Below are 24,029 nucleotides of genomic sequence, written 5' to 3' on the forward strand. Positions count from 1 at the left end.
GCACACCGGGAGCCCGCTCGACCGGAGTCGCTTTGCCCAGCCCCTACCGCGCCATTTTCGCCCTGCCCGGCACCAAGAGCTTCTCGGTCGCCGGATTCCTGGGCCGGATGCCCCTGTCGATGATGGGCATCGGCATCGTGACGATGGTCTCGCAGCTGACCGGGCGCTACGGCCTCGCGGGCGCCCTGTCCGCGACGGTGGCGCTGTCCGCCGCGGCCATCGGGCCGCAGATCTCGCGCCTCGTCGACCTGCACGGCCAGCGGCGGGTGCTGCGCCCCGCCACGCTCGTCTCGCTCGTCGCGGTCACCGGGATGCTGCTGTGCGCGAAGTACGAGGCGCCGGACTGGACGCTGTTCGTGAGCGCCGCGTTCATCGGCTGCGTCCCGAGCGTCGGCTCGATGATCCGGGCCCGCTGGGCGGTGCTCTACCGGGACACCCCGCGGTCGCTGCACACGGCGTACTCCTTCGAGTCCGTGATCGACGAAGTCTGCTTCATCTTCGGGCCGATCATCTCGATCGGGCTGTCCACGGCCTGGTTCCCCGAGGCCGGTCCGCTGCTCGCGGGCTGTTTCCTGGCGGCCGGGGTCTTCTGGCTCACCGGGCAGCGCGCCACGGAGCCGCTGCCGCATCCGCGTACCCATGAGAGCTCGGGATCGGCGCTCCGCTCGCGCGGGTTGCAGGTCCTGGTGGCCACGTTCATCGCCACCGGCGCGATCTTCGGGTCGATCGACGTGGTGACGGTGGCCTTCGCCGACGACCAGGGGCACAAGTCGATGGCCAGCCTGGTGCTCGCCGTGTACGCGGCCGGCTCGTGCGTCGCCGGGGCCGTGTTCGGGCTGCTGCACTTCAGTGGCGCACCCGCCCGCAGGTGGCTGGTGGGTGTGTGCGTGATGGCCGTGAGTATGATCCCCCTCCAACTGGTCGGGAACCTGTCACTCCTGGCCGTGGCGCTCTTCGTAGCGGGCCTGACCGTCGCTCCCACGATGATCACGACGATGGCCCTCGTCGAGCAGCACGTACCGCGCGCGAAGCTGACCGAGGGCATGACCTGGGTGAGCACCGGACTCACCGCCGGTGTCGCGCTCGGCTCCTCCGTGTCCGGCTGGGTGATCGACGCCGCCGGTGCGAAGGCCGGGTACGGGGTGCCGGGAGTCTCCGGCGCCGTCGCGGTCCTGGTCGCGTTCCTGGGGTACCGCCGGCTGAAGCAGCCGGTTCCGCAGCGGGGAGGAACAACCGATGAGCACGGCGCAGACGGGCAGCAGCAGCAAGAGCGGCGCAGCGTGGCGTAACTGGGCGGGGAACGTCGTGTCGCGCCCGGTGCGCGAGGTGACGCCCGCCTCGGTCGAGGAACTGACCGAGGCCGTGCGCAGGGCCGCCGAGGACGGGCTGAAGGTGAAGGCCGTCGGCACGGGCCACTCCTTCACGGCCGCGGCGGCGACCGACGGTGTGTTGATCCGCCCTCAACTGTTGACGGGCATACGGAACATCGATCGCGACAAGGGCACTGTCACGGTCGAGGCCGGCACGCCGCTCAAGCGGCTCAACCTGGCTCTGGCCCGTGAGGGCCTGTCGCTCACGAACATGGGCGACATCATGGAGCAGACCGTCTCCGGTGCCACCAGCACCGGCACCCACGGCACGGGCCGCGACTCGGCGTCCATCGCCGCGCAGATCAAGGGGCTCGAACTGGTCACGGCGGCCGGTGAGCTGATCTCCTGCTCCGCGACGGAGAACCCCGAGGTCTTCGCGGCCGCGCGGATCGGCTTGGGCGCGCTGGGCATCGTCACGGCGATCACCTTCGCGGTGGAGCCGGTCTTCCTGCTCAGCGCCCGCGAGGAGCCGATGGCCTTCGACAGGGTGCTCGCGGACTTCGACGAGCTGCACGCCGAGAACGAGCACTTCGAGTTCTACTGGTTCCCGCACACCGGCAACTGCAACACCAAGCGCAACAACCGCAGTGCGGGGCCCGAGGCGCCGGTTTCGAGGGCCGGCAGCCTGTGGGAGGACGAGATCCTCTCCAACGGTCTGTTCCAGGTGGTCAATTCGATCGGCCGGGCGGTGCCCGCCACGATCCCGGCGATCGCCAAGGTCTCCAGCAAGGCGCTCTCCGCCCGGACCTACACCGACATCCCCTACAAGGTCTTCACCTCGCCGCGCCGGGTGCGCTTCGTGGAGATGGAGTACGCGGTTCCGCGCGAGGCCCTCGTGGCAACGCTGCGCGAGCTGAAGGCCATGGTGGACGGTTCGGACCTGCGGGTCAGCTTCCCCGTGGAGGTCCGCACCGCCCCGGCCGACGACATCGCGCTGTCCACGGCGTCGGGCCGGGAGAGCGCCTACGTCGCCGTCCACATGTACAGGGGCACGCCGTACCAGCGGTACTTCACGGCCGCCGAGCGCATCTTCACCGCCCACGAGGGCCGCCCGCACTGGGGCAAGGTGCACACCCGCGACGCCGAGTACTTCGCGGGGGCCTACCCGCGCTTCGGCGAGTTCACGGCGCTGCGCGACCGCCTGGACCCGGACCGCCTGTTCGGCAACGCCTACCTGCGCCGGGTCCTCGGCGACTGACCGCGCCTACTCCCCCGGCACCTGCGTGCCGGTGTCGCTGGTGGCACCGGTGTCCGGGCCCGTGCTCTGCGACGGGGTCGGCGTGGGCGTCGGGGTGGGCGACGCGCCGTCGTCACCGGTGTCCGAGCCGTGGTCGGACCCGCTGTCGGAGCCGTTGTCCGTGTCGCTCCCCGTGCCGGGGTCGCCGCCGCTCCGGCTGGGCGTCGGCGCGGGATCGACGCTTCCGCCGGTGGACGAGCCGTCGCCGTTCTCCGTGGCGCCGTCCGTGCCGGTGCCGCTAGTGCCGGACGGCTCCTGCGAGGTGCCGGGCTCGGGCCCGGTGTCGCGGCCGGAGGACCGGTTGTGCCCCTTGAAGGCGTCGCCGATGGTGGTGTCGCGGCCACCGCTGAAGCTCTGGCCGCTCACCACCTCGTACGTCGTGATGCCGCCCATGGTGACGCCGAAGACGACGGCCGCGGCGATCAGTGGCCGCTTCCAGCTCTTGACGCGGCTGCGGTGGACCGTGCCGTCGGTGAACTCCCCGTCGCCCGCGTCCGGGGTCCCCGGCTGTCCGGGTCCGTCGTCGGTGACGCGCAGCAGGCGCGTGGCCTCGTCGGCCTCTGCGGTGGCCGCGAGCAGCTGTGTCCTGTCCGGGTCGGCCGGGCGGACCGTGCCTAGGACGCGCGTGCGGTCGTCGTCGGCCACCGGGTCGGTGGCCGTCGGGCCCGTGGTGTCGGCCAGCAGGTCGGCCGTCGGGCCCGTGGTGTCGGCCAGCAGGTCGGCCACCGCGCCGGTGTCGAGCAGTTGCGTCCCGTCGAGGTCCGTCGCCGGGCCGGTGGAGACGTGCGGCAGCAGCGTGGTCCCGTCGGCTTCCGTGCCGCTCTCGGGTGTCGCGGTGTCCGCCGGATCGGGCCTGCCCCACGTCGTGGTGGTCGGCGTGGTGGGCAGCGCGCTCACGGCGGGCCGGGCCGCGCGCGGGGGCTCGCCCGTGACCATCGCCGCGGTGGCGTCCATCGAGGTGTCCGAGCGGAACGTGCGGGGAACGGGGCGTCCTTCGGCCGTCACCGGGACCTGTCGCCCCTTGGGCTTCGTGGTCACGGCGACGTCGCGTATCTGCTCGCCCGTGCGCCGGAAGAAGTGCTGGAAGACGGTGCCGCCGCAGGTGGCGAGGGCGCTGACCACGCCCGCGCCCAGGATGGTCCCGTAGACGCCGAAGCTGGAGGCCAGCTTCGCGGCCACGACGGCGGCGACCGCACTGCCCGCCACCTGGGGCACGCTCAGATCCAGCCGCTTCTTCTCCTTGGGCTCGCCCTGATCGTCCTTGGAGTTCTCCGGCTTCTCGCCCATTTCCCTACCTAGCCTGCCCTTCTCGACATACGCGAATGATTCGTACAGAAGTTCCCGAGGTTACGCGAACTACCTGTGTCGTATGAGAGAGGGACGTACATGAGGAGCACTCAGTTCCGGTTCCACGTTTTTCGTGAAGCACGCCACGCACAATCTCCACGAACGGGACGTCCGCGACCGTCGCCCCGTACCCAACTCCCCGCCAGCGTGAGAAGTTGAGCGGCGTGCCGATCCACGCAAGTGGCCCGAATGGAGTACTGTTGCGAGCCCTGGGTCCGGTCTCCCGCCAGGGTGTACCGGGGCCTGCCAGGACCGCCGGGAGGGGGCTCGTTGCACAGGGTGACGGACTCGGTCACTTAGCGTTGCGAACAAGTAACCGTGCCATAACGGCGATCTTGGGCCCATGCCCGACACGCCGGGCAACTCGGCAAGGTTGTGGCAGGCTGCACCCGGGCAGGCCACACTCGACTAGCGGAAGCAGCGACGCACGTGACGTCGGCAGGCACCACCCGGGAGGTCCCCATGCCCGAACTGCGTGTCGTGGCCGTCTCTAACGACGGCACACGGCTGGTGCTGAAGGCTGCGGACAGCACGGAGTACACGCTTCCGATCGACGAGCGCCTCCGGGCCGCCGTGCGCGGCGACCGTCCGCGTCTCGGCCAGATCGAGATCGAGGTGGAGAGCCACCTCCGCCCGCGTGACATCCAGGCACGCATACGAGCAGGAGCCTCCGCCGAGGAGGTCGCCCAGCTCGCAGGCATTCCGGTCGACCGCGTACGCCGTTTCGAGGGCCCTGTGCTCGCGGAGCGCGCGTTCATGGCCGAGCGGGCCCGGAAGACTCCCGTGCGCCGTCCCGGCGAGAACACCGGCCCCCAGCTCGGCGAGGCGGTGCAGGAGCGACTCCTGCTGCGCGGCGCCGACAAGGAAACCGTCCAGTGGGACTCCTGGCGCCGCGACGACGGCACCTGGGAAGTCCTGCTGGTCTACCGGGTCGCGGGCGAACCGCACGCGGCGAGCTGGACCTACGACCCGCCCCGCAGACTCGTCCAGGCCGTGGACGACGAGGCGCGCTCGCTGATCGGCGAGTCCGACGACATCGGCGCGCCCGAACCCACGTTCCCGTTCGTGCCGCGGATCGCCCGGCTGCCCCGGGACCGGCCGCTGGACCGCGCCCTGGACCGGCAGCTGGAACGTCCCGTTCCGCCGCCGGAGCCGTCCTCCGAGGAGAACCTGCCGGCGATCGCCTCCTCGGAGCGCGACTCGCTGACCAGCCTGCTGGAGGCGGTCCCCAGCTACCGCGGCGACATCGTGGTCCCGGAGCGTCCGACGGCGGCCCCCGAGCCGCCGGAGGAGTCGGAGCCGCCCGCGGCCGCCGAGCTGGAGGAGCCGCCCGCCGCGTCGGCCGGAGCCGGCGCGGCCTACGCGGACGTGCTGATGCCGCGCTCCGTCGCGGGCCACCGCGACCGCCTCACCGGCACCACCGACCGCCAGGCCGAGGCCGACGGGGTGCGCCCCGGCCGCCGGGCCGCGGTGCCGAGCTGGGACGAGATCGTCTTCGGCACGCGCCGCAAGAAGCAGGAGTAGCGACCAGAGGTACGCGAGCGGGGCCCCGGGTGTTCACCGCCCGGGGCCCCGCTCGCGTCACCGGGGACGGCTACTGCGGGTCGGGGCCGGTCGCCACGGGGCGCGAGGTGTCCGCCGACCACTGCGACCACGAACCGACGTACAGCTCCGCGTCGATCCCCGCGACCGCGAGCGCCAGCACCTCGTGGGCGCCCGAGACGCCGGAGCCGCAGTAGACGCCGACCCGGCCCGGGCCGCCGCTCGCGCCGAGCGCCCCGAAGCGCTCGGCGAGTTCGGCCGCGGGACGGAAACGGCCGTCGTCCGCGACGTTCTCGGTGGTCGGGGCCGACACGGCGCCGGGGATGTGGCCGCCGACCCGGTCGATGGGCTCCACGTCGCCCCGGTAGCGCTCGGCGCCCCGTGCGTCCAGGAGCAGTCCGGAACGGGCCAGCGCCGCCGCCCCGTCCGCGTCGAGGAGGCCGGTGGCACCGGGTGCAGGGGTGAAGGTGCCGGGCCGCGGCGCCGGGCTCGCGGTCTCCAGGTCGCCCTCCCAGGCGGGCAGCCCACCGTCCAGGACCCGGACGGACGGATGCCCCGTCCAGCGCAGCAGCCACCAGGCGCGCGCGGCGGCCCAGCCCTGTCCGCCGTCGTACACGACCACGTCGCGGTCCGCCGACACGCCCGCCGCCCGCATGGCGGCACCGAACACGTCGAGATCCGGCAGCGGGTGCCGGCCCGCCTCGGGGCCCGCCTTCCCGGCCAGTTCGTGATCCAGGTCGATGTAGACCGCACCGGGGACGTGACCTGCCGCATGAGCGGCGCGCCCGTCGAATTCCGGGGCTCCGGCGGCTTTCGCGAGGCTGAGCTGCCAACGGACGTCCAGCACGACGGGTGGGTGCTCCCCCGCCAACTCGCTCGCAAGTTCGGATGCGGTGATGATGGCATTCATGTGGGTCATCCTTGCTCATGCTCTGGCCCGAGCGCCCGCGTTCGGATAGCGTGCTCGATCGACTACACAGCGTCGACCGTCCGGTCACGGTCGGGTGATGGCGAGGCAACGTACGCGAAACGTCGTTGCGGGCATCCACGGCGCGGGGCCCGCTGGTTCCGGCGCGGTCAGGAAGCGCCGCGCGGCACTCGGTGCCACCATCAGCACGGGCGCGAAGCGCCGTGCGGGATCCCGACGCAGGGCCCGAGGGTTCTGGTCCGAGAAGTCCGAGGAGAGAGTGACGATGACCGAGGCAGCAGCCCGGCGCGTGCCCGGCACCCCTTGCTGGGTGAGTCTGATGGTGCACGACATGGCGGCGACCCAGGACTTCTACGGGGCGCTGTTCGGCTGGGAGTTCAAGCCAGGGCCGCAGCAGCTGGGGCCCTACGCGCGGGCCCTGCTGGACGGCCAGGAGGTGGCCGGCATCGGTCAGCTGCCGCCCGACCGGCAGCTGCCGATCGCCTGGACGCCGTATCTGGCCGCGGAGGACGTGGACGCGACGGCGGAGACGGTGCGGCACCGCGGCGGCACGGTGGGCGTCGGCCCTCTGGACGCCGGTGAGGCGGGCCGGATGGCGATGGCCTCCGACCCGGCGGGCGCGGTGTTCGGGCTGTGGCAGGCGGCCTCGCACCTGGGCATGGCGGTCACCGGCGTCCCCGGCTCGGTGGTGTGGAACGAGCTGGTGACCCGGGAGACCGCGAGCGTCGCCACGTTCTACCGGGCGGTCTTCGACTACACCGAAGAGGCCGTGGTCTCCGCCGACTTCGACCATCTGGAACTGTGCCTGGAGGGTCGGCCGGTGGCGTCCGTGCACGGTGTGGGGCACTCCCTGCCCCGTGACCGCGGATCGCACTGGATGACGTACTTCGAGGCCGCCGACGTGGACGAGGCCGTGGAGCGGCTCGCCGACCTGGGCGGGCACGTGGTCCAGCCGGCGCGGGAGGGCGCGCACGGGCGGGTGGCCACGGTCGCGGACCCGGAGGGGGCGCGGTTCGCGCTCGTGACGTCGCGGAAGGCCTGATCCGGCCGGACGGCCGGGCCGAAGCCGGTCGTCCGGGGTCGCGCGGGCGGCTCAGGCGGAGGCGACCGGCAGCACGTCGGGTGAGAGCGCGGCGGCGCGGGCGCCCGCGCTCGTCATCCGGCGCCGGTGGTGGCGGCGGCACAGCACCTCGTAGCCGATCCGGTCCTCGACCTCGTCGACATCGCCGACGACGACCTGGGCGCCCTCGACCACCATCTCCCCGTTGACGGTGCGCGCGTTGTGGGTGGCGCGCGCGCCGCACCAGCACAGCGCCTCGACCTGGAGCACCTCGACCCGGTCGGCGAGTTCGACCATGCGCTGGGAGCCGGGGAACAGCTTGGAGCGGAAGTCGGTCGTGATGCCGAAGGCGTAGACGTCCAGTTCGAGGTCGTCGACGATCCGGGCGAGCTGGTCGATCTGGCCGGGCGCGAGGAACTGTGCCTCGTCGGCGATCACGTAGTCCACCTTGCCGCCCTGGGACAGGTGATCGACGACGTACGCGTACACGTCCAGGTCGTCGGCGACCTCCACGGCGTCGGTGACCAGGCCGAGGCGTGAGGACAGCTTTCCCTGGCCGGCCCGGTCGTCCCGGGTGAAGATCATGCCCTGGAGGCCGCGCGCGGAGCGGTTGTGCTCGATCTGCAGAGCCAGGGTGCTCTTTCCGCAGTCCATCGTTCCGGAGAAGAACACCAGCTCGGGCATGGGGGGTCGAGCACCTTTCGGGTCGCGGGAGGGCGTGGGAGGTCGTGGGGGGACGGCGGCGGGGCGGGCTTCAGGTGCGGACCTCGAGGAGCGGTACGAGCTGTTCGGCCGGTGTCATGGAGCCGTGGTTGCCCACCATGAGGGACTCCTTCGGCTCGGACCGCGAGGCGATGATGAGCACGTCGTCGCGGGCGGCGGCGATCACGTCGCCGAGGCGGTCGCGGACCCGCTCGTCGACCTGGGGGCCGAACCAGCCGGCGGCGATCGCCTCGTCGCGGCTCGCGATCCAGAACTGCTCGCCGAGGACCTCGCGCCAGACGGCGAGGACGTCGCCCTGGGCACCGGGCACGGCGTAGACGTGGCGGGCGCGGCCCTCGCCGCCGAGCAGGGCGACACCGGCGCCCAGCTCCCAGTCCTCGTCGAAGTCGATCCGGGACTGCTCGTCGAAGGGGATGTCGACCATGCCGTGGTCGGCGGTGACGTACAGGGCGCTGCGCGGCGGCAGTTGCTCGGCGAGGCGCTGGGCGAGCCGGTCGACGTACATCAGCTGGCCGCGCCAGGGGTCGGAGTCGAGGCCGAAGCGGTGCCCCTTGCCGTCGACCTCGCTGTAGTACGTGTAGACCAACGACCGGTCGCCCGCCGCCAGTTGCTCGGCGGCCAGGTCCATCCGGTCCTCGCCGGAGAGCCGGCCGTAGAAGGTGCCGCCGCTCAGCGCGATCTTCGTGAGGGGGGTCGACTCGAAGGCGGGGGCGGACACCTGGGCGGTGCGCACGCCCGCGTCGTGCGCGCGCTGGAAGATCGTGGGGTGGGGCTGCCAGGCCTTCGGGTTCGTCCAGGGCTTCCAGCGGAGCTGGTTCATCAGCCGGCCGGTGTCGGGATCGCGCACCGTGTACCCGGGCAGGCCGTGGGCGCCCGGCGGCAGTCCGGTGCCGACGGAGGCGAGGGAGGTCGCGGTGGTCGCCGGATAGCCGGCGGTGATCGGGCGGCCCGTGCCCCCGCGCGAAGACGCTATGAGGGAGTGCAGGAAGGGCGCCTCGTCGGGGTGGTCCTTCAGCTGCTCCCAGCCGAGGCCGTCGATCAGGAAGACGCACGCGCGGTCGACGGGGGCCAGCTCGGTGATGGCCGGTGCGCAGTCGGGGACGCCCAGGTGGGCGCCGAGGGTGGGCAGCAGGTCCGCGAGGGATCCGGTGCCGTACGCCGGGACGGGAGCGGTGTGGACGGGCAGCGGCTCTACGTCGTCCCAGGCGGCCTGCGTCATCAGCGTCCCGCGCCCGCGGTGGCCTCGGAGAGGGACTGGGCGAAGGCGAGGGCCTGGCGCACGGTCTCCGGACCGTCGCCCGCCTCGCTGACGCGCAGGCTCAGGTCGTCCGCCGTCGAGCTGCCCGTGTAGCCGTGGTCGGCCTCGCAGTTGGGGTCGCCGCAGGCGGCGGGCTCCAGGTCGAGGCGGGAGACGGCGCCCCAGCCGATGGTGAGGACGACCTCGCGGGGCAGGGTGCCCGGGACGTACTTCTCCGGATTGGCGACGACACGGCTGAGCACGACCGAGGAGATCCGGTCGAGCTTGACCGATTCCGTGGACGTCGTCGCGTACGGGGTCGGGGAGGTGCTGTCGGCCGCCTGCTCGTCGGTGTGGCTGACGATGAAGCGGGTGTCGGTCAGGACCAGGACGGTGACGTGACGACGGACCTCGTTCGCGTCGAACGTGGTCTCCTGGTGGACGAGATACGACGAGATCGGCTCGCCGCCGACCGCGGCCTCCACCGCCTCGGCCACGAGGGCCGGGTAGTAGCCGCTGCGCTCGATCGCCGCTCGCAGCCCTTGGGTCGTCGTACTGGTCTTGGCCATGAGGTCCATCCTAAGGCCCGGGAAGAGGCTGCCGATGCCCCTGTGGATAACTCTCCGTGAGGGCGGATCGGCGCCGTGCCGGGGCGCGGGCCGGGTCAGTAGTCGCTGGGCAGCGTGCGCGGGCCCAGGTCGTCGCGGGCGGGCGGGGGCGCGAGCCGGACGGAGGCGCCGAGCACGGTCAGTCCGGCCTGCGCGACGACGACCGGTTCCAGGGTGACGCCGACGACCTCGGGGTGGTCGTCGACCAGCCGCGACACCCGCTGGAGCAGTTCCTCCAGAGCGGGGGTGTCGACGGGGGCGGCGCCGCGCCAGCCGAACAGGATGGGGGCCGTCTTGATCGATCGGACCATCGCCTGGGCGTCGCGGTCGGTCACCGGGACCAGGCGGTGCGCGTTGTCGCCGAGCAGTTCGGACGGGGCGCCGGCCAGACCGAAGGAGAGGACGGCGCCGGCGGCCGGGTCGATGACGGCGCGGACCACCGTGTCGACGCCGCGGGGTGCCATGGCCTGGACGACCGGCCGCAGTTCGGCGGGCCCGCCGAGCCGTTCGGTGAGGTCGTCGTAGGCGCGGCGCAGATCGTCCTCGTCGGCGAGGTCGAGGCGGACGCCGCCGAGGTCGGCGCGGTGGCGCAGGTGCGGGGCGGTCGTCTTGAGGGCCACCGGGTAGCCGAGCGTGCGGGCGGCCTCGGCGGCCCGGTCGGCGTCGGGGGCTGGCAGGGTCCGGCGGACGTCGATCCCGTAGAGGGCGAGCAGGTCGCGGGTGCCCTCGGGGGCGAGGTCCGTGCCGCGCGGGTCGTCCTCCTTGGCGAGCAGGGCGGTGATCAGGGCGGCCGCCGCCTGCTCGTCGAGACGGTCGTACTCGGGCACCTTGCCGGGCTCCGCCGCGTCGCGTCGCCACTGGGCGTACTTGGCCGCCTCGGAGAGGGCGCGGACGGCCCGCTCGGCCGCGGGGTAGGCGGGGATGAGGCGTGGGGCGCCCTCCCCCGGGGCGTCGGTGGCCGCGGGGGCCGGTCGCGACGGGGCGTTGGGTCCGGTGCTGGCAGCGGCCGACAGGGCCTCGGCCAGGCCGCCCAGTTCGACGTGGACGACGAGCACCGTCTTCGTGGGGGCGGTGGCCGCGGCCGCGCTCAGGGCGGCGGCCAGCTCGGCGTCCCCGGTGGGGTCCTCCCCCACCACCGGCATCGCCGTGACGACGACGGCGTCGGTCTTGTCGTCGGCCAGCGCCTCCTCCAGCGCAGCCCGGAAGTCCGCCGCGGAGGCCTGGGTGGTGAGGTCGCGCGGGGTCTTGGGCCGCAGTCCCTCGGAGAGGCAGACGTCGTAGGTGAGCAGGCCCAGTGACTCCGAGTTGCCCAGGATGGCGACGCGCGGGCCCGCGGGCAGCGGCTGACGCGCGAGGAGGAGTCCGGCGTCGACGAGTTCGGTGATCGTGTCGACGCGGATGACCCCCGCCTGGCGGAGCAGCGCGGAGACGGTGGCGTAGGGCAGGCGGGTGGCGCGGACGGCGTGGCCGGTCGGCGCGATGCCGCTGTGCCGGGCGCCCTGCACGACCACCAGCGGCTTGGCAGCCGCCGTGCGGCGGGCCAGGCGGGTGAACTTGCGCGGATTGCCTATCGATTCGAGGTACATCAGGGCGACGTCGGTGTCCGCGTCGTCGTACCAGTACTGAAGAACGTCGTTCCCGGACACGTCGGCGCGGTTGCCCGCCGAGACGAACGTGGAGACGCCGGTGACGCCGGTGACGCCGCCGCCCCTGCGGTGCAGCCGGGCCAGCAGGGCGATGCCGATGGCGCCGGACTGGGCGAACAGGCCGATGCGTCCGGCGCGGGGCATCTCGGGGGCGAGGGAGGCGTTGAGCCGGACGTCGGGGGAGGTGTTGACCACCCCGAAGGCGTTCGGCCCGATGAGGCGCATTCCGTAGGAGCGTGCCTGGCGGACGAGGTCGCGCTGGCGCTCGCGGCCCTCGGGGCCGCTCTCGGCGTATCCGGCGGACACGACGACCAGGCCCCGCACCCCGCGTGCGCCGCATTCGGCGACGACCTCGGGCACGTAGGGCGCGGGTACGGCGACGACGGCCAGGTCGACCGGCTCGGCGGGGTCGATGTCCTGCACGGAGCGGTGGGCGGGGACGCCGTCGACGTCGGTGAGGCCGGCGGGGAACGCCTTGTTCACGGCGTAGAGGCGGCCGGTGAATCCGGCCTCCCTGAGGTTGCCGAGGACGCTGAGGCCCACGCCTCCGGCGGTGCGTCCCACGCCGATCACGGCGACGGAGGAGGGGGCGAGCAGGCGCTGCACGGAGCGGGCCTCGGCGCGCTGCTCGCGCGCGTGCTGCACGGCGAGGGACGCCTCGGTGGGTTCGATGTCGAACTCCAGGCGGACGACGCCGTCCTCGAAGCTGCGCTTCTGGGTGTATCCGGCGTCCCGGAACACCTTGATCATCTTGGTGTTGGCGGGCAGCACCTCGGCGGCGAAGCGGCGGATGCCGCGCTCGCGCGCGACGGCCGCGACGTGCTCCAGGAGAGCCGAGGCGACACCGCGTCCCTGGTGGGCGTCCTGCACCAGGAAGGCGACCTCGGCCTCGTCGGCCGGGGCGGAGGCGGGCATCCCCCGCGCGTCGATCCGGTCGAAGCGGACCGTGGCGATGAACTCGCCGCCCACGGTGGCCGCGAGGCCGACCCGGTCCACGTAGTCGTGATGGGTGAAGCGGTGCACGTCCTTGGCGGACAGCCGGGGGTAGGGCGCGAAGAAGCGGTAGTACTTCGACTCGTCCGAGACCTGCTCGTAGAAGCTGGTCAGCCGCTCGGCGTCCGCGGTGGTGATGGGCCTGATCCGGGCGGTGCCGCCGTCGCGCAGCACCACGTCGGCCTCCCAGTGGGCGGGGTAGGCGTGCCGGTCCGACGGGGTGTCCATGCCGCAAGGGTAGGGCCGACCGCCGACAGTCGGAGGAGGCGCGTGCGGTGGTTTCACGGGTCGCGCCCCGCGCGCGCGGGAGGCAGGCTGAAGAAGGCCGCAGGGCCGTGCTCGCAGGGGACGTGGGTCCGCGTGGAGCACGGGCCACGGTGTGTGAGAATGGTCTAGACAACTGTGAGACACCTGAAGGGCAGCATCACATGGCTGAGCGCCGCGTCAACGTCGGCTGGGCCGAGGGCCTCCACGCCCGTCCCGCCTCCATCTTCGTCCGCGCGGCCACGGCGGCCGGCGTCCCCGTGACGATCGCCAAGGCCGACGGCAACCCCGTCAACGCCGCCTCCATGCTCGCGGTGCTGGGCCTGGGCGCCCAGGGCGGCGAGGAGGTCGTCCTGGCCTCGGACGCCGAGGGCGCGGACGCCGCGCTCGACCGTCTGGCCAAGCTGGTCGCCGAGGGGCTCGAGGAGCTCCCCGAGACCGTCTGACCCACGGCACCGTCCGCTGTGCGGACGCCTTTCGCCGGAGCCGCGCGTTTCCCCCCGGAGCGCGCGGCTCCGTCGTTCTCGTGGCGCGTATCGCTCTCCCTGTTCCACGCCCCGCCGAAAACCCGCACGGCAGAAAACGCAGGAGAAATCGACCGCACCGAATTCGATGCGAAAAGGCAGCGGAGAACGGGCCGCGAGCCTTTGCGCGAATAGTGCACTTCTTTGTATACGGCTCCCTTGTTAATGCTGGAGCCCCGCCGTGTTTACGGGATGTTGCGAAGTCCTCACACGGTCGCCCGCGCGCGGGACGCGCAGGCGGTGGGCCGCCGTCGCGCGCTCGGTGTGCTGGGCGGTCAGGGTGCGGGCCCGGTCCGCGTCACCGCGGGCCACGGCGTCGACGATGGCCCCGTGCTCGGCCCAGGAATCGGCCGGGCGGGCCGGGGTGTCGACCGCGTACATCCAGGCAATCTTGTACCGCAGCTGAGTGAGCAGGGCGATCAGGCCGGGGCTTCCGGATGCCCGGGCGAGCGTCTCGTGGAACCAGCCGCCCAGGGAGCGCAGGTCCTCGTTCTGCCCGCGCCGGGAGCGCTCCTGGCCCAGTCTGACCAGGCCGCGCAGCACTTTGAGGTGGGCCTCGGTGCGGCGCTGGGCCGCCCGGGCCGCACCCAGCGGTTCGAGCAGCATGCGGATCTCCAGGAGGTCGGCGGCCTCCTGCTCGGTGGGCTCGGCGACGCACGCGCCCGCATGGCGCCGCGTGACGACGAACCCTTCCGCCTCCAGGGTGCGCAGCGCCTCTCGGACCGGGACGCGCGAGACGCCGTAGCGCCGCGCGAGCAGTTCCTCGGTGAGTCTGCCGCCGCGCTCGTAGACTCCCGCGACGATGTCGTCGCGGATCGCCGTGCATACCGAGTGCGCGGGAATGCGCATGACCCGACCTCCGCCTTAATCCCCGCGAAACGCGGTCGATTGACGCCCCTGCCGGCGCGTTGAGTTCCGGTCAGCGCGCTTGGCCAACGACTCTATTCCACCGCGCTCGAATTTCCGACGGCAGCCCGGAATCCAGGGATATTTTTTGGACACCGGCGGGCTGCTCAGGACAGGCGACGCGAAAGCCCCGGCTCGGCGAGCCGGGGCTTTCGGGTGCTTCTGCGGGGGGGGGCGCGGTCAGACGTTCACGCCGTGCGCGCGCAGGTACGCGATGGGGTCCATGTCCGAGCCGTACTCGGGGCTGGTGCGGGCCTCGAAGTGGAGGTGCGGGCCCGTCACGTTGCCGGTGGCGCCGGAGAGGGCTATCTGCTGGCCCGGGGTGACCGACTGGCCGACGGAGACGCCGATGGACGACAGGTGACCGTACTGGGTGTACGTACCGTCGTTCATCTTGATGACGATGTTGTTGCCGTAGGCGCCGCCCCAGCCGGCCTCGACGACGGTGCCGGAGCCCACGGCGTGCACCGCGGTGCCGCTGGCGGCGTGGAAGTCGATGCCCGTGTGGCTGCCGGAGGACCACAGGCCGCTGCTGGCCTGGTAGGCGGTGGAGACGTACGAGCCGGAGACGGGCGCCACGAAGGAGTTGAGGCGCTTGCGCTCGGCCGCGCGGGCGGCGCGCTCCTTGGCCTCGCGCTCCTTCTCGGCCTTCTCCTCGGCCTTGCGCCGCGCCTCTTCCTTGCGCTTCTCGGCCTCGGCCTCCGCCTTCTTCTTCGCGGCGGCCGCGTCGGCGGCCTTCTTCTGGGCGGTGGCCTGGGCGTCGATCTGGTCGGCGAGGGAGTCGCCGATGGAGACGGCCTGCGTCAGGTTGTTCTGCTCCGGGGCCGCGGTGTCCGCGGCGAGCGCGGGAGCGGCGAGGCCGCCGACGACACCGGTCGTGGTGAGCGCGGCGACACTCGCGACCTGCGCGGTGGTACGCGTGATGCGGCTCGGACGACGGTGCTTCCCGGTGGCACGGGTGAACGCCATGGAGAGGCTGATCCTTTCCTTCCCTCTCGCCTACCGGGTTAGCTGACGGGTTCGGAGCAGGAAGGTCTCCTACGGGCCACTCCACGCGGAAGGGGCCCGATTCACCCCAGGGACTTCGGTGGGTCCCCGGCTCCCCTGGCTCGCGCCATGGGGACTCGGCGATGACTGCCCGGTGACGCGGCGCGGCACAGGTGCGGCGGACAGCCGGACCGACGCTAAGCGGGACATCTTTTATTCAACAAATGAATCCCGGCTTTTGTAGCGCACGCCACAGAGCAGACAGGCAACCTCCGCAGCAATTCGGACATTTACGAAGCATGGTGATCATGTTTGTGCACGTGAGGGACATCACGGACACGACCGGAGCCCCGGTGACCTCACGGGTCACCGGGGCTCCGGGGCGGTGCGGCCGAGGGCGTCCGGGTCAGCCGGCGACCACGGTCACCTCACCGATGCCGAGCGCCCTGACGGGCTCCTCGATCTGTGCCGCGTCCCCGACGAGGACCGTCACCAGCCGGTCCGCCGGGAAGGCGTTCACGACCGCGGCGGTGGCCTCCACGGTGCCCGTCTCCGCGAGCTGGCGGTACAGGCGGGCCTGGAAGTCGTCGGGGAGGTGCTGCTCGACCTGGTCGGCGAGGGTGCCCGCGACGTTCGCGGCGCTCTCGAACTTGAGCGGGGCCACCCCCACCAGGTTCTGCACCGCCGTGTCCCGCTCGGCGTCCGTCAGGCCCTCCACGGCCAGCGTGCGCAGCACCTTCCAGAGGTCGTCGAGCGCGGGGCCGGTGTTCGGGGTGTCCACGGAACCGCTGATGGCGAGCATCGAGGCGCCCGTGCCGTCCGGCGCGGAGCGCAGCACCTGCGCGAAGGAGCGCACCCCGTAGGTGTAGCCCTTCTCCTCGCGCAGGACCCGGTCCAGACGGGACGTCAGGGTGCCCCCCAGGCAGTACGTGCCGAGGATCTGCGCGGGCCAGACCCGGTCGTGCTTGTCGGGTCCGATGCGGCCGATCAGCAGTTGCGTCTGCACGGCGCCGGGGCGGTCCACGATGACGACTCGGCCGGTGTCGTCGGCCGTGACGGGCGGGACGGGCCGGGCTTCGGCCGTGTCGCCGGTCCAGGCGCCGAGCGTGTCGGCGAGCAGGCCGTCGAGGTCGACTCCGGTCAGGTCGCCCACCACCACGGCGGTGGCGGTGGCGGGGCGTACGTGCTTCTCGTAGAAGGCGCGTACGGCCGCCGCGTCGATCGCGGCGACGGTCTCCTCGGTGCCCTGGCGCGGGCGCGACATGCGCGCCTCGGCCGGGAAGAGCTGCTTGGAGAGCTCCTTGGCGGCGCGGCGGGCCGGGCTGGCGCTCTCGTGCGGGATCTCGTCGAGGCGGTTGGCCACCAGCCGCTCGATCTCGCCGTCGGCGAAGGCGGGCGCCCGCAGGGCGTCGGCCAGCAGGGCCAGCCCCTTGGGGAGCCGGGAGACCGGCACTTCGAGGGAGACGCGCACGCCCGGGTGGTCGGCGTGCGCGTCCATGGTGGCGCCGCAGCGCTCCAGCTCGGCCGCGAACTCCTCGGCCGAGTGCTTGTCCGTGCCCTCGTTGAAGGCCCGCGCCATGATCGTGGCGACCCCGTCGAGGCCCTGGGGCTCGGCCTCCAGGGGCGCCTCCAGGTTGACCTCCACGGCGACGACCTGCTGGCCGGGGCGGTGGCAGTGCAGCACGGTGAGGCCGTTGCCGAGCGCGCCGCGCTGCGGGGCGGGGAACGCCCAGGGCCTGGCCTCGCCGGGCTGCGGCTGCGGGTGGAAGTCCATGCTCGCGAGCTGTTCGGTCACTGGCCCGCCTCCTCGTCGTTCGCTGCGGTCTCGTCGTCGGCCTCGGCGGGGGCCGTGGGCTCGTACACCAGGACCGCGCGGTTGTCGGGCCGCAGTCGCGCCTTGGCGATCTCCTGGACCTCCTCGGCGCTCACGTCGAGGACGCGCCCCACGGCGGTGAGGGCGAGCTGCGGGTCGCCGAAGAGCACCGCGTAGCGGCACAGTTCGTCGGCGCGGCCGGCCACGGTGCTGAGGCGGTCCAGCCACTCGCGCTCCAACTGGGCCTGCGCGCGCTCCATCTCCTCGGGGCTCGGGCCCTCCTCGGCGAACCGGGCCAGCTCCTCGTCGACGGCCGCCTCGATGACGGGCACCTCGACGTCGCCGGAGGTCTTCACGTCCAGCCAGCCGAGGGAGGGCGCGCCGGCGAGCCGCAGCAGGCCGAAGCCCGCGGCGACGGCGGTGCGGTCCCGGCGGACCAGGCGGTTGTAGAGCCGCGAGGACTCGCCGCCGCCGAGCACGGTCAGCGCGAGGTCGGCGGCGTCGCACGCGCGCGAGCCGTCCGCGGGGAGGCGGTAGGCGGCCATCAGGGCACGGGCCGGCACCTCCTCCTCGACGACCTCGCGCAGCTGCTCGCCGATGACGTCCGGCAGGCCGCCGTCGCGCGGGACGGGCTTGCCGTCGTGGGCGGGGATGGAGCCGAAGTACTTCTCGACCCAGGCGAGCGTCTGCTCGGGGTCGATGTCGCCCACCACGGAGAGCACCGCGTTGTTCGGCGCGTAGTACGTGCGGAAGAAGCTCCGCGCGTCCTCCAGGGTGGCCGCGTCCAGGTCGGCCATGGAGCCGATGGGGGTGTGGTGGTACGGGTGGCCCTCGGGGTACATGAGGGCGGTCAGCTTCTCGAACGCGGTGCCGTACGGAACGTTGTCGTAGCGCTGCCTGCGCTCGTTCTTGACGACGTCGCGCTGGTTCTCCATCGACTCGTCGTCGAGGGCCGTGAGCAGCGAACCCATCCGGTCGGCCTCCAGCCAGAGCGCCAGCTCCAGCTGGTGGGCGGGCATGGTCTCGAAGTAGTTCGTGCGCTCGAAGCTCGTCGTGCCGTTGAGCGAACCGCCCGCGCCCTGGACCAGCTCGAAGTGTCCGTTGCCCGAGACCTGCTTCGAACCCTGGAACATCAGGTGCTCGAAAAGGTGAGCCAGGCCGGTCCGGCCCTTGACCTCGTGGCGCGAGCCGACGTCGTACCAGAGGCAGACCGCCGCGACCGGGGTCAGGTGATCCTCGGAGAGCACCACGCGCAGGCCGTTGGCCAGCCGGTGCTCGGTCGCTGTCAGGCCGCCGGAGCCGGCCTCGGCGGTGGCCGTGTGACCCATGGGCATGTACGTCCCTTCGATCGCGAAAAGTGCAGAAGTGCTGCCAGTCCTGCCACTGTATGCAAGCGCGCCGACCCCTGGCGAAGTTCCCGCCAGGGGTACGCCGTGAGCGAGCACGCGGTCCCCCGGGACCCCCGAACCGCACGGTACGGACGGGTCGCGAGCAGCGTTGTCAGTGCCGCGGTCCACAATGGTCCGCAACAGTTCCCGTTTCATGTACCCGTTCATGTTGGTGAAGGAGCCGCAGCAGCGATGGCCCGCCGCAGCACGAAGACCCCGCGACCCGATGACGACGCTGCCTTCGAGGAGAGGATCCTCGACATCGACGTGGTCGACGAAATGCAGGGCTCCTACCTGGAGTACGCGTACTCGGTCATCTACTCCCGTGCCCTGCCCGACGCACGCGACGGGATGAAGCCGGTCCACCGGCGCATCGTCTACCAGATGAACGAGATGGGGCTGCGCCCCGAGCGCGGCTACGTCAAGTGCGCCCGCGTCGTCGGCGAGGTCATGGGTAAGTTGCACCCCCATGGCGACGCGTCGATCTACGACGCGCTGGTGCGTCTGGCCCAGCCGTTCTCCATGCGCGTGCCGCTGGTGGACGGGCACGGGAACTTCGGCTCGCTCGGCAACGACGACCGCCCGGCGGCCATGCGGTACACCGAGTGCAAGATGGATCCCGCGGCTTCGCTGATGACGGAGTCGATCGAGGAGAACACGGTCGACTTCACGCCGAACTACGACGGCCAGGAGCAGGAGCCCCTGGTCCTCCCGGCGGCGTACCCGAACCTGCTGGTGAACGGCGCGTCGGGCATCGCGGTCGGCATGGCGACCAACATGCCGCCGCACAACCTGGGCGAAGTGATCGCCGCCGCACGGCATTTGATCAGGCACCCGGGCGCCGACCTCGACACGCTCATGAAGTTCGTGCCGGGGCCCGACCTGCCCACGGGCGGCCGGATCGTCGGCCTGTCGGGGATCAGGGACGCCTACGAGACGGGCCGCGGCACCTTCAAGATCCGCGCGACGGTCGCGGTGGAGAACGTGACGGCGCGCCGCAAGGGCCTCGTCGTGACCGAGCTGCCCTTCGCGGTCGGCCCCGAGAAGGTCATCACGAAGATCAAGGAACTGGTCGGTTCGAAGAAGCTCCAGGGCATCGCCGACGTCAAGGACCTGACCGACCGCGAGCACGGGCTGCGCCTGGTCATCGAGATCAAGAACGGCTTCGTGCCGGAGGCCGTCCTGGAGCAGCTCTACAAGCTGACGCCGATGGAGGAGTCCTTCGGCATCAACAACGTGGCGCTGGTCGACGGCCAGCCGCTCACCCTCGGCCTCAAGGAGCTCCTCGAGGTCTACCTGGACCACCGCTTCACCGTCGTGCGCCGGCGCAGCGAGTTCCGCCGCAGCAAGAAGCAGGACCGGCTGCACCTGGTGGAGGGCCTGCTCGTCGCCCTGGTCGACATCGACGAGGTCATCCGCATCATCCGCTCCAGCGAGAACAGCGCGGAGGCCAAGCAGCGCCTCATCGAGCGCTTCTCGCTGAGCGAGATCCAGACCCAGTACATCCTGGACACGCCGCTGCGCCGGCTCACCAGGTTCGACCGCATCGAGCTGGACGCGGAGCGCGACAAGCTCACCGGCGAGATCGACGAGCTGACCGGGATCCTCGACTCGGACACCGAGCTGCGCAAGCTGGTCTCCACCGAACTGGCCGCCGTGGCGAAGAAGTTCGGGTCCGACCGGCGCACGGTGCTCCTGGAGTCCGCGGGCACCGCGGTCGCCGCCGTGTCGCTCCAGGTGGCCGACGACCCGTGCCGCGTGCTGCTCTCCTCGACCGGCCTGCTGGCCCGTACGGCGAACGGCGAGCCGTTCCCCGCGGACGACGACGTCAAGCGCGTCAAGCACGACCTGATCGTCTCCGCGGTGCCGGCCACGGCCCGCGGCGAGATCGGCGTGGTCACCTCCGAGGGCCGGCTCCTGCGGCTGAACGTGATCGACCTGCCGCAGCTCCCGGACACGGCGTCCGCGCCGAACCTGTCGGGGGGCGCGCCCGTCACCGAGTTCCTGTCCTCCCTGGACCCCGACGAGAAGGTCGTCTGCCTGATGACGCTCGACGAGTCGTCACCGGGCCTGGCCATCGGCACCGAGCAGGGCGTGGTCAAGCGCGTGGTGCCGGACTATCCGAGCAACAAGGAGGAGCTGGAGGTCATCACCCTCAAGGACGGTGACCGGATCGTGGGCGCGATCGAGCTCCGGACGGGCGAGGAGGACCTCGTCTTCGTCACGGACGACGCGCAGCTGCTGCGATTCCAGGCGTCCATCGTGCGCCCGCAGGGCCGTCCCGCGGGGGGCATGGCCGGGGTGAAGCTGGCGACCGGCGCGAAGGTCATCTCGTTCACCGCGGTCGACCCGGCGGTCGACGCGGTGGTGTTCACCGTGGCCGGCTCGCGCGGCACGCTCGACGACTCGGTGCAGACGACGGCGAAGCTGACGCCGTTCGACCAGTATCCGCGCAAGGGGCGCGCCACCGGTGGTGTGCGCTGCCAGCGGTTCCTGAAGGGCGAGGACTGCCTGAGTCTGGCCTGGGCCGGTCCGGCGCCCGCCCGCGCGGCGCAGAAGAACGGCATCCCGGCCGAGCTGCCCGAGATGGACCCGCGACGCGACGGCTCGGGCCTGTCGCTGCCGAAGACGGTGGGGGCGGTGGCGGGGCCCGTGTAGGACGGCGGGGCCCGTGGCCCGTCGAGGGCTGTGGCGGGCCCCGTGCGGGGCACGTCTGTGGGGGCCGAAGTCGCGTGCGGGAGTCGTGTGCGGGGCTCGTGAGCAGGCGGCGGAGGCCCGTGGGGGCTGCCGCGAGGCCAGGGCCGTGCCGGGCATGCCAGTGGGCAGGGCCGAGGGCCCGCCCCGTGCGGGACCGGGGCCCGGGCCCGTCCGGGGCCGCTAGAAGGCGGCGTCCCCGTACAGGTCCGTCTCGTCCGCCCCGCTGCTCTTGTCCTGCACGTAGCGGAGCACGCCCCACATGCCGTGCTCGTCCGCCGCGTGCGGGGCGTCGTCGTTACCGCGGCGGCAGGCGGCGAGGGCGGCGCCGAGCGCCGTCGTATCGATGCCCGCGCCGATGAGGACGAGCTGGGTGCGGCGCGCGTCGCCGCTCGGCCACGGTTCCGGGTAGAAGCGCAGGAAGCGGCCGACGGCGTGCACGGCGTACCGGTTGCGCGGGTCCCCGGCGCCGAAGTCGACGTAGCCCTTGATCCGGTAGAGGCCCTCCGGCCTGCTGTCCAGGAAGGCCATCAGCCGGCGCGCGTCCAGGGGCGTCTCGGAGGTGAAGGCGACACTCTCGTACGCGTCGTGCAGATGCCCGGCGTGCGCCGAGCCCCCCGCCGCCGCGGGCCCGTCTTGGCGGTGCAGGTCGTCGAACGACAGCTGGCCGATGCGCTCCTCCCCCGGCCGGCAGTCGAAGAGCACCTCCGGGTCGACGCGCCCGAACGAGACCGGGACGACGGCGGCGCGCTCCGCCGCCTCCCGGACGACGCCCAGCACCCGCTCCCGCTCCGCCGCGTCCACCCGGTCGCCCTTGTTGACGACGACGAGATCCGCGAGGCCCAGATGGCGGGTCACCTCGGGATGCTTCTCCCGGGTCGCGTCGAACTCCGCGGCGTCGACGACCTCGACCAGACCGCCGTACACGATCCGCGGGTTCTCGCTGGCGAGCACCATGCGCACCAGCTCCTGCGGTTCCGCGATCCCGCTCGCCTCGATCACGATGACGTCGATGGCGTGCACGTCATTGACGGGACGGGTCAACTTGTCCAGATAGACGTCAAGCTCGCTCGCGTCGACGGCGCAGCACAGACATCCGTTGCCGAGCGACACGGTCGAGTCGCCCAGCTGCCCGGCGACGGCCATCGCGTCGATCTCGATCGCCCCGAAGTCGTTGACGACCGCGCCGATCCGGGTTCCGCCGCTGTGGTGGAGCAGGTGGTTCAGGACCGTGGTCTTCCCCGAGCCGAGGAAGCCCGCCAGGACGACGACCGGGATCTGCGGCGGGTTCGCCTTGCTCACGACGCGCGACCTCTCTCACTGTGCGGCACCGCCGGCCCGGTGGCCGGATCTCGTACGAAGGACGACTGCCGCCCCAGGATACGAGCGTCGTAATGGTCCCCCGGTGAACGATTGCCCACGCCGATCGCCGGGAAGATGTCCTGACATGGCGCCGGTGTGTGCGACCCGAGCTTCCCTCCGTGCGCCTCCTCTCCGCCCCCCTGCCGATCAGAGCCGCTCGGCATCCTGGGAGGCGGCAAGCGCACCGCCCACCGCTCGCCGGTCCCCGTCCTTGTCGACCCGCACCGACGACCGGCCCGCGGTCGCCTGAACCGGGGGTTGACATGGCCACTAAGAGTTATGGAGCACGGGCACGGGCCGCCGCGCTGGCGGCCGGTGCCGGGACGGCTGCGAGGTCACTGATCTCGCTGGTGACGCGCAGACGGCGGAACGCCGCCCTCACCGAACAGCATCGGCTCCACTTCGATCTGCTCTGCAAGGCCATGGACGATCCGGCGCTGGCCGCCGTCCTCGACACGTACGAGACACCGGTCCCGGCCGAACAGCAGCGCCAATTCCTGTTCGCCAACGCGCTCTACACGAACGCCCTCTACTTCCACCGCATCGGCGCCATGACCCGGCGCGAGCTCTACGGCCATCTGCGGGTGATCTGCCGGAATCCGGTCGTCCGGGCCTATCTGACGGCGACGCGCCACCACCGCGCCAGCCTCGACGGGACCTCCGCCGAGGCCGAGCTCGGCCGCATGGTCGAACAACTGCTCAAGGATCAGGACGACGCCGAGACGGACGAGTGGTGGGTCGTAGGCGAACCTCCTTGCGAATAAACCCAGTTGGCGCACAGCGCGCGCTTCACCAGGGCTCCCGAGCGGCTAATGTGTGCCCGCTCCTAACCCACACATAGCCCCAAGGACCGGGATCCTCTTGAAAATCGTGCGCCGCATTGGTGCGTCTCCCCGTCAACGCGGAAGCGCCACTGGTCAGACCTGCCCCGACATCTTCGAGCTGTCGGACGGCAACTTCGCGGTCATCGGCACGGACGTGACCGAGGCACTCGACACCGAACTGCCCGCCGACGCCGCGCGGGCCGACTACGAGCGGATCGTGGTCATCTCCCGCGACACGCTGGTGCGGGCCAAGGCGGACATCCCCGAGGCGTGATGCCCGCCGTCCGGACCGGCCGTCGGACCGGCCATCGGACCAAACCGTTCCACCCAGTGCGACGACGCAGCGCACACCTTCGCCGGGACGCCGCCGGACACGAACCAGGCGGCCACCACGGGCGACACCCCTCGCACCGGGACGCCGACGCCCTACCCCGGACGTCCGGCAGCGGCACGAGCGCGGCACCGGACGATCCGGACTCCCGCGGCACGGACCGCCCTCCGGACGGACCCGCTCCCCGATCGGGACCGCGCGACTCCCGCGCGGCCGGGCCCGGCGACCACCGTCGCCGGGCCCGG

19 protein-coding genes and 1 riboswitch are annotated in these 24,029 nt (G+C 72.2%); of the genes, 8 read left to right on the forward strand and 11 right to left on the reverse strand.

From position 1 onward, the window contains the following. Window positions 1–32 precede the first annotated feature (32 nt). Window positions 33–1,289 (forward strand): MFS transporter, encoded by a 1,257-nt coding sequence (locus tag ACIP5K_RS18285; protein ID WP_401410640.1) that lies wholly within the window; start codon window positions 33–35, stop codon window positions 1,287–1,289. Next, complete coding sequence (locus ACIP5K_RS18290; protein WP_401410642.1) at window positions 1,237–2,568, forward strand: D-arabinono-1,4-lactone oxidase; 1,332 nt, start codon at window positions 1,237–1,239, stop codon at window positions 2,566–2,568. The genes ACIP5K_RS18285 and ACIP5K_RS18290 overlap by 53 nt, the downstream gene beginning before the upstream one ends. A gap of 6 nt (window positions 2,569–2,574) precedes the next feature. Here the strand turns inward: ACIP5K_RS18290 and ACIP5K_RS18295 are convergent, their stop codons facing one another. Next, on the reverse strand, window positions 2,575–3,894 hold the full coding sequence (locus ACIP5K_RS18295; protein WP_401410644.1) for a hypothetical protein: 1,320 nt from the start codon (window positions 3,892–3,894) through the stop codon (window positions 2,575–2,577). A gap of 522 nt (window positions 3,895–4,416) precedes the next feature. On the opposite strand from ACIP5K_RS18295, the gene sepH reads away from it, so the two are divergent. Further along, complete coding sequence (gene sepH / locus ACIP5K_RS18300; protein ID WP_401410646.1) at window positions 4,417–5,478, forward strand: septation protein SepH; 1,062 nt, start codon at window positions 4,417–4,419, stop codon at window positions 5,476–5,478. A gap of 70 nt (window positions 5,479–5,548) precedes the next feature. Here sepH and ACIP5K_RS18305 read toward each other — a convergent pair whose 3' ends face one another. Then, a complete protein-coding gene (locus tag ACIP5K_RS18305) occupies window positions 5,549–6,406 on the reverse strand; it encodes a sulfurtransferase (RefSeq protein WP_401410648.1) in 858 nt (285 codons plus the stop codon). 283 nt (window positions 6,407–6,689) lie between these two features. Between ACIP5K_RS18305 and ACIP5K_RS18310 the strand changes: the two genes are divergently transcribed. Further along, entirely contained in the window at window positions 6,690–7,466 is a 777-nt protein-coding gene (locus tag ACIP5K_RS18310; RefSeq protein WP_401410650.1) for a VOC family protein, read from the forward strand. A gap of 51 nt (window positions 7,467–7,517) precedes the next feature. Here ACIP5K_RS18310 and ACIP5K_RS18315 read toward each other — a convergent pair whose 3' ends face one another. The 4 genes from ACIP5K_RS18315 to ACIP5K_RS18330 all read right to left on the reverse strand — a co-directional run bounded on the left by ACIP5K_RS18315 (window position 7,518) and on the right by ACIP5K_RS18330 (window position 12,919). Continuing rightward, window positions 7,518–8,168, reverse strand: a complete 651-nt coding sequence (locus ACIP5K_RS18315) for a thymidine kinase (protein WP_401410652.1) — start codon at window positions 8,166–8,168, stop codon at window positions 7,518–7,520. Between the two features lie 70 nt (window positions 8,169–8,238). Further along, window positions 8,239–9,426 carry an alkaline phosphatase family protein gene (locus ACIP5K_RS18320; protein WP_401410654.1) on the reverse strand — a complete coding sequence of 396 codons (1,188 nt, stop codon included), beginning with the start codon at window positions 9,424–9,426 and terminating at the stop codon, window positions 8,239–8,241. Further along, the gene (locus tag ACIP5K_RS18325) at window positions 9,426–10,013 is read right to left on the reverse strand and encodes a DUF5998 family protein (protein WP_401410656.1); all 588 of its coding nucleotides are present in this window, start codon (window positions 10,011–10,013) and stop codon (window positions 9,426–9,428) included. The genes ACIP5K_RS18320 and ACIP5K_RS18325 overlap by 1 nt, the downstream gene beginning before the upstream one ends. Window positions 10,014–10,108: 95 nt before the next feature. Then, window positions 10,109–12,919, reverse strand: coding sequence for a GNAT family N-acetyltransferase (locus ACIP5K_RS18330; RefSeq protein ID WP_401410658.1), 2,811 nt, complete (start codon window positions 12,917–12,919; stop codon window positions 10,109–10,111). A 200-nt stretch (window positions 12,920–13,119) separates the two neighbouring features. On the opposite strand from ACIP5K_RS18330, the gene ACIP5K_RS18335 reads away from it, so the two are divergent. Further along, a complete protein-coding gene (locus ACIP5K_RS18335; protein WP_055697115.1) occupies window positions 13,120–13,401 on the forward strand; it encodes an HPr family phosphocarrier protein in 282 nt (93 codons plus the stop codon). 240 nt (window positions 13,402–13,641) lie between these two features. Here the strand turns inward: ACIP5K_RS18335 and ACIP5K_RS18340 are convergent, their stop codons facing one another. From ACIP5K_RS18340 to ACIP5K_RS18355, 4 genes are all read right to left on the reverse strand, one after another. Beyond that, entirely contained in the window at window positions 13,642–14,328 is a 687-nt protein-coding gene (locus ACIP5K_RS18340) for a GntR family transcriptional regulator (protein ID WP_401410660.1), read from the reverse strand. A 237-nt stretch (window positions 14,329–14,565) separates the two neighbouring features. Beyond that, window positions 14,566–15,354, reverse strand: a complete 789-nt coding sequence (locus ACIP5K_RS18345) for a M23 family metallopeptidase (RefSeq protein ID WP_401410662.1) — start codon at window positions 15,352–15,354, stop codon at window positions 14,566–14,568. Between the two features lie 12 nt (window positions 15,355–15,366). Next, window positions 15,367–15,525: riboswitch (cyclic di-AMP (ydaO/yuaA leader) on the reverse strand. 253 nt (window positions 15,526–15,778) lie between these two features. Continuing rightward, window positions 15,779–17,146: a M16 family metallopeptidase gene (locus ACIP5K_RS18350; RefSeq protein WP_401410830.1), complete on the reverse strand. Its 1,368-nt coding sequence runs from the start codon at window positions 17,144–17,146 to the stop codon at window positions 15,779–15,781. Between the two features lie 17 nt (window positions 17,147–17,163). After that, a complete protein-coding gene (locus ACIP5K_RS18355; RefSeq protein ID WP_401410664.1) occupies window positions 17,164–18,519 on the reverse strand; it encodes a M16 family metallopeptidase in 1,356 nt (451 codons plus the stop codon). 246 nt (window positions 18,520–18,765) lie between these two features. On the opposite strand from ACIP5K_RS18355, the gene ACIP5K_RS18360 reads away from it, so the two are divergent. Beyond that, the gene (locus ACIP5K_RS18360) at window positions 18,766–21,231 is read left to right on the forward strand and encodes a DNA topoisomerase (ATP-hydrolyzing) subunit A (RefSeq protein WP_401410666.1); all 2,466 of its coding nucleotides are present in this window, start codon (window positions 18,766–18,768) and stop codon (window positions 21,229–21,231) included. 219 nt (window positions 21,232–21,450) lie between these two features. On the opposite strand, the gene ACIP5K_RS18365 is transcribed toward ACIP5K_RS18360, so the two are convergent. Further along, the gene (locus ACIP5K_RS18365) at window positions 21,451–22,569 is read right to left on the reverse strand and encodes a CobW family GTP-binding protein (RefSeq protein WP_401410669.1); all 1,119 of its coding nucleotides are present in this window, start codon (window positions 22,567–22,569) and stop codon (window positions 21,451–21,453) included. A 323-nt stretch (window positions 22,570–22,892) separates the two neighbouring features. Here ACIP5K_RS18365 and ACIP5K_RS18370 point away from each other — a divergent pair, with 323 nt between their 5' ends. Both ACIP5K_RS18370 and ACIP5K_RS18375 read left to right on the forward strand, forming a co-directional pair. Further along, a complete protein-coding gene (locus ACIP5K_RS18370; protein ID WP_401410671.1) occupies window positions 22,893–23,393 on the forward strand; it encodes a DUF6082 family protein in 501 nt (166 codons plus the stop codon). Between the two features lie 97 nt (window positions 23,394–23,490). Further along, window positions 23,491–23,727, forward strand: a complete 237-nt coding sequence (locus ACIP5K_RS18375) for a hypothetical protein (protein ID WP_401410673.1) — start codon at window positions 23,491–23,493, stop codon at window positions 23,725–23,727. Window positions 23,728–24,029: the final 302 nt, after the last annotated feature.

Origin of the sequence: Streptomyces sp. NPDC088785, assembly GCF_044750685.1 — a bacterium.
Lineage (GTDB): Bacteria > Actinomycetota > Actinomycetes > Streptomycetales > Streptomycetaceae > Streptomyces.

Bases quoted from the DNA above. Each gene is read 5' to 3' on its own strand.
- ACIP5K_RS18320 (WP_401410654.1), bottom strand. From the start codon at position 9,426: ATGACGCAGGCCGCCTGGGACGACGTAGAGCCGCTGCCCGTCCACACC.
- ACIP5K_RS18370 (WP_401410671.1), top strand. From the start codon at position 22,893: ATGGCCACTAAGAGTTATGGAGCACGGGCACGGGCCGCCGCGCTGGCG.
- ACIP5K_RS18315 (WP_401410652.1), bottom strand. From the start codon at position 8,168: ATGCCCGAGCTGGTGTTCTTCTCCGGAACGATGGACTGCGGAAAGAGC.
- ACIP5K_RS18295 (WP_401410644.1), bottom strand. From the start codon at position 3,894: ATGGGCGAGAAGCCGGAGAACTCCAAGGACGATCAGGGCGAGCCCAAG.
- ACIP5K_RS18360 (WP_401410666.1), top strand. From the start codon at position 18,766: ATGGCCCGCCGCAGCACGAAGACCCCGCGACCCGATGACGACGCTGCC.
- ACIP5K_RS18325 (WP_401410656.1), bottom strand. From the start codon at position 10,013: ATGGCCAAGACCAGTACGACGACCCAAGGGCTGCGAGCGGCGATCGAG.
- ACIP5K_RS18355 (WP_401410664.1), bottom strand. From the start codon at position 18,519: ATGCCCATGGGTCACACGGCCACCGCCGAGGCCGGCTCCGGCGGCCTG.
- ACIP5K_RS18340 (WP_401410660.1), bottom strand. From the start codon at position 14,328: ATGCGCATTCCCGCGCACTCGGTATGCACGGCGATCCGCGACGACATC.
- ACIP5K_RS18335 (WP_055697115.1), top strand. From the start codon at position 13,120: ATGGCTGAGCGCCGCGTCAACGTCGGCTGGGCCGAGGGCCTCCACGCC.
- sepH (WP_401410646.1), top strand. From the start codon at position 4,417: ATGCCCGAACTGCGTGTCGTGGCCGTCTCTAACGACGGCACACGGCTG.
- ACIP5K_RS18345 (WP_401410662.1), bottom strand. From the start codon at position 15,354: ATGGCGTTCACCCGTGCCACCGGGAAGCACCGTCGTCCGAGCCGCATC.
- ACIP5K_RS18305 (WP_401410648.1), bottom strand. From the start codon at position 6,406: ATGAATGCCATCATCACCGCATCCGAACTTGCGAGCGAGTTGGCGGGG.
- ACIP5K_RS18310 (WP_401410650.1), top strand. From the start codon at position 6,690: ATGACCGAGGCAGCAGCCCGGCGCGTGCCCGGCACCCCTTGCTGGGTG.
- ACIP5K_RS18290 (WP_401410642.1), top strand. From the start codon at position 1,237: ATGAGCACGGCGCAGACGGGCAGCAGCAGCAAGAGCGGCGCAGCGTGG.
- ACIP5K_RS18350 (WP_401410830.1), bottom strand. From the start codon at position 17,146: ATGGACTTCCACCCGCAGCCGCAGCCCGGCGAGGCCAGGCCCTGGGCG.
- ACIP5K_RS18330 (WP_401410658.1), bottom strand. From the start codon at position 12,919: ATGGACACCCCGTCGGACCGGCACGCCTACCCCGCCCACTGGGAGGCC.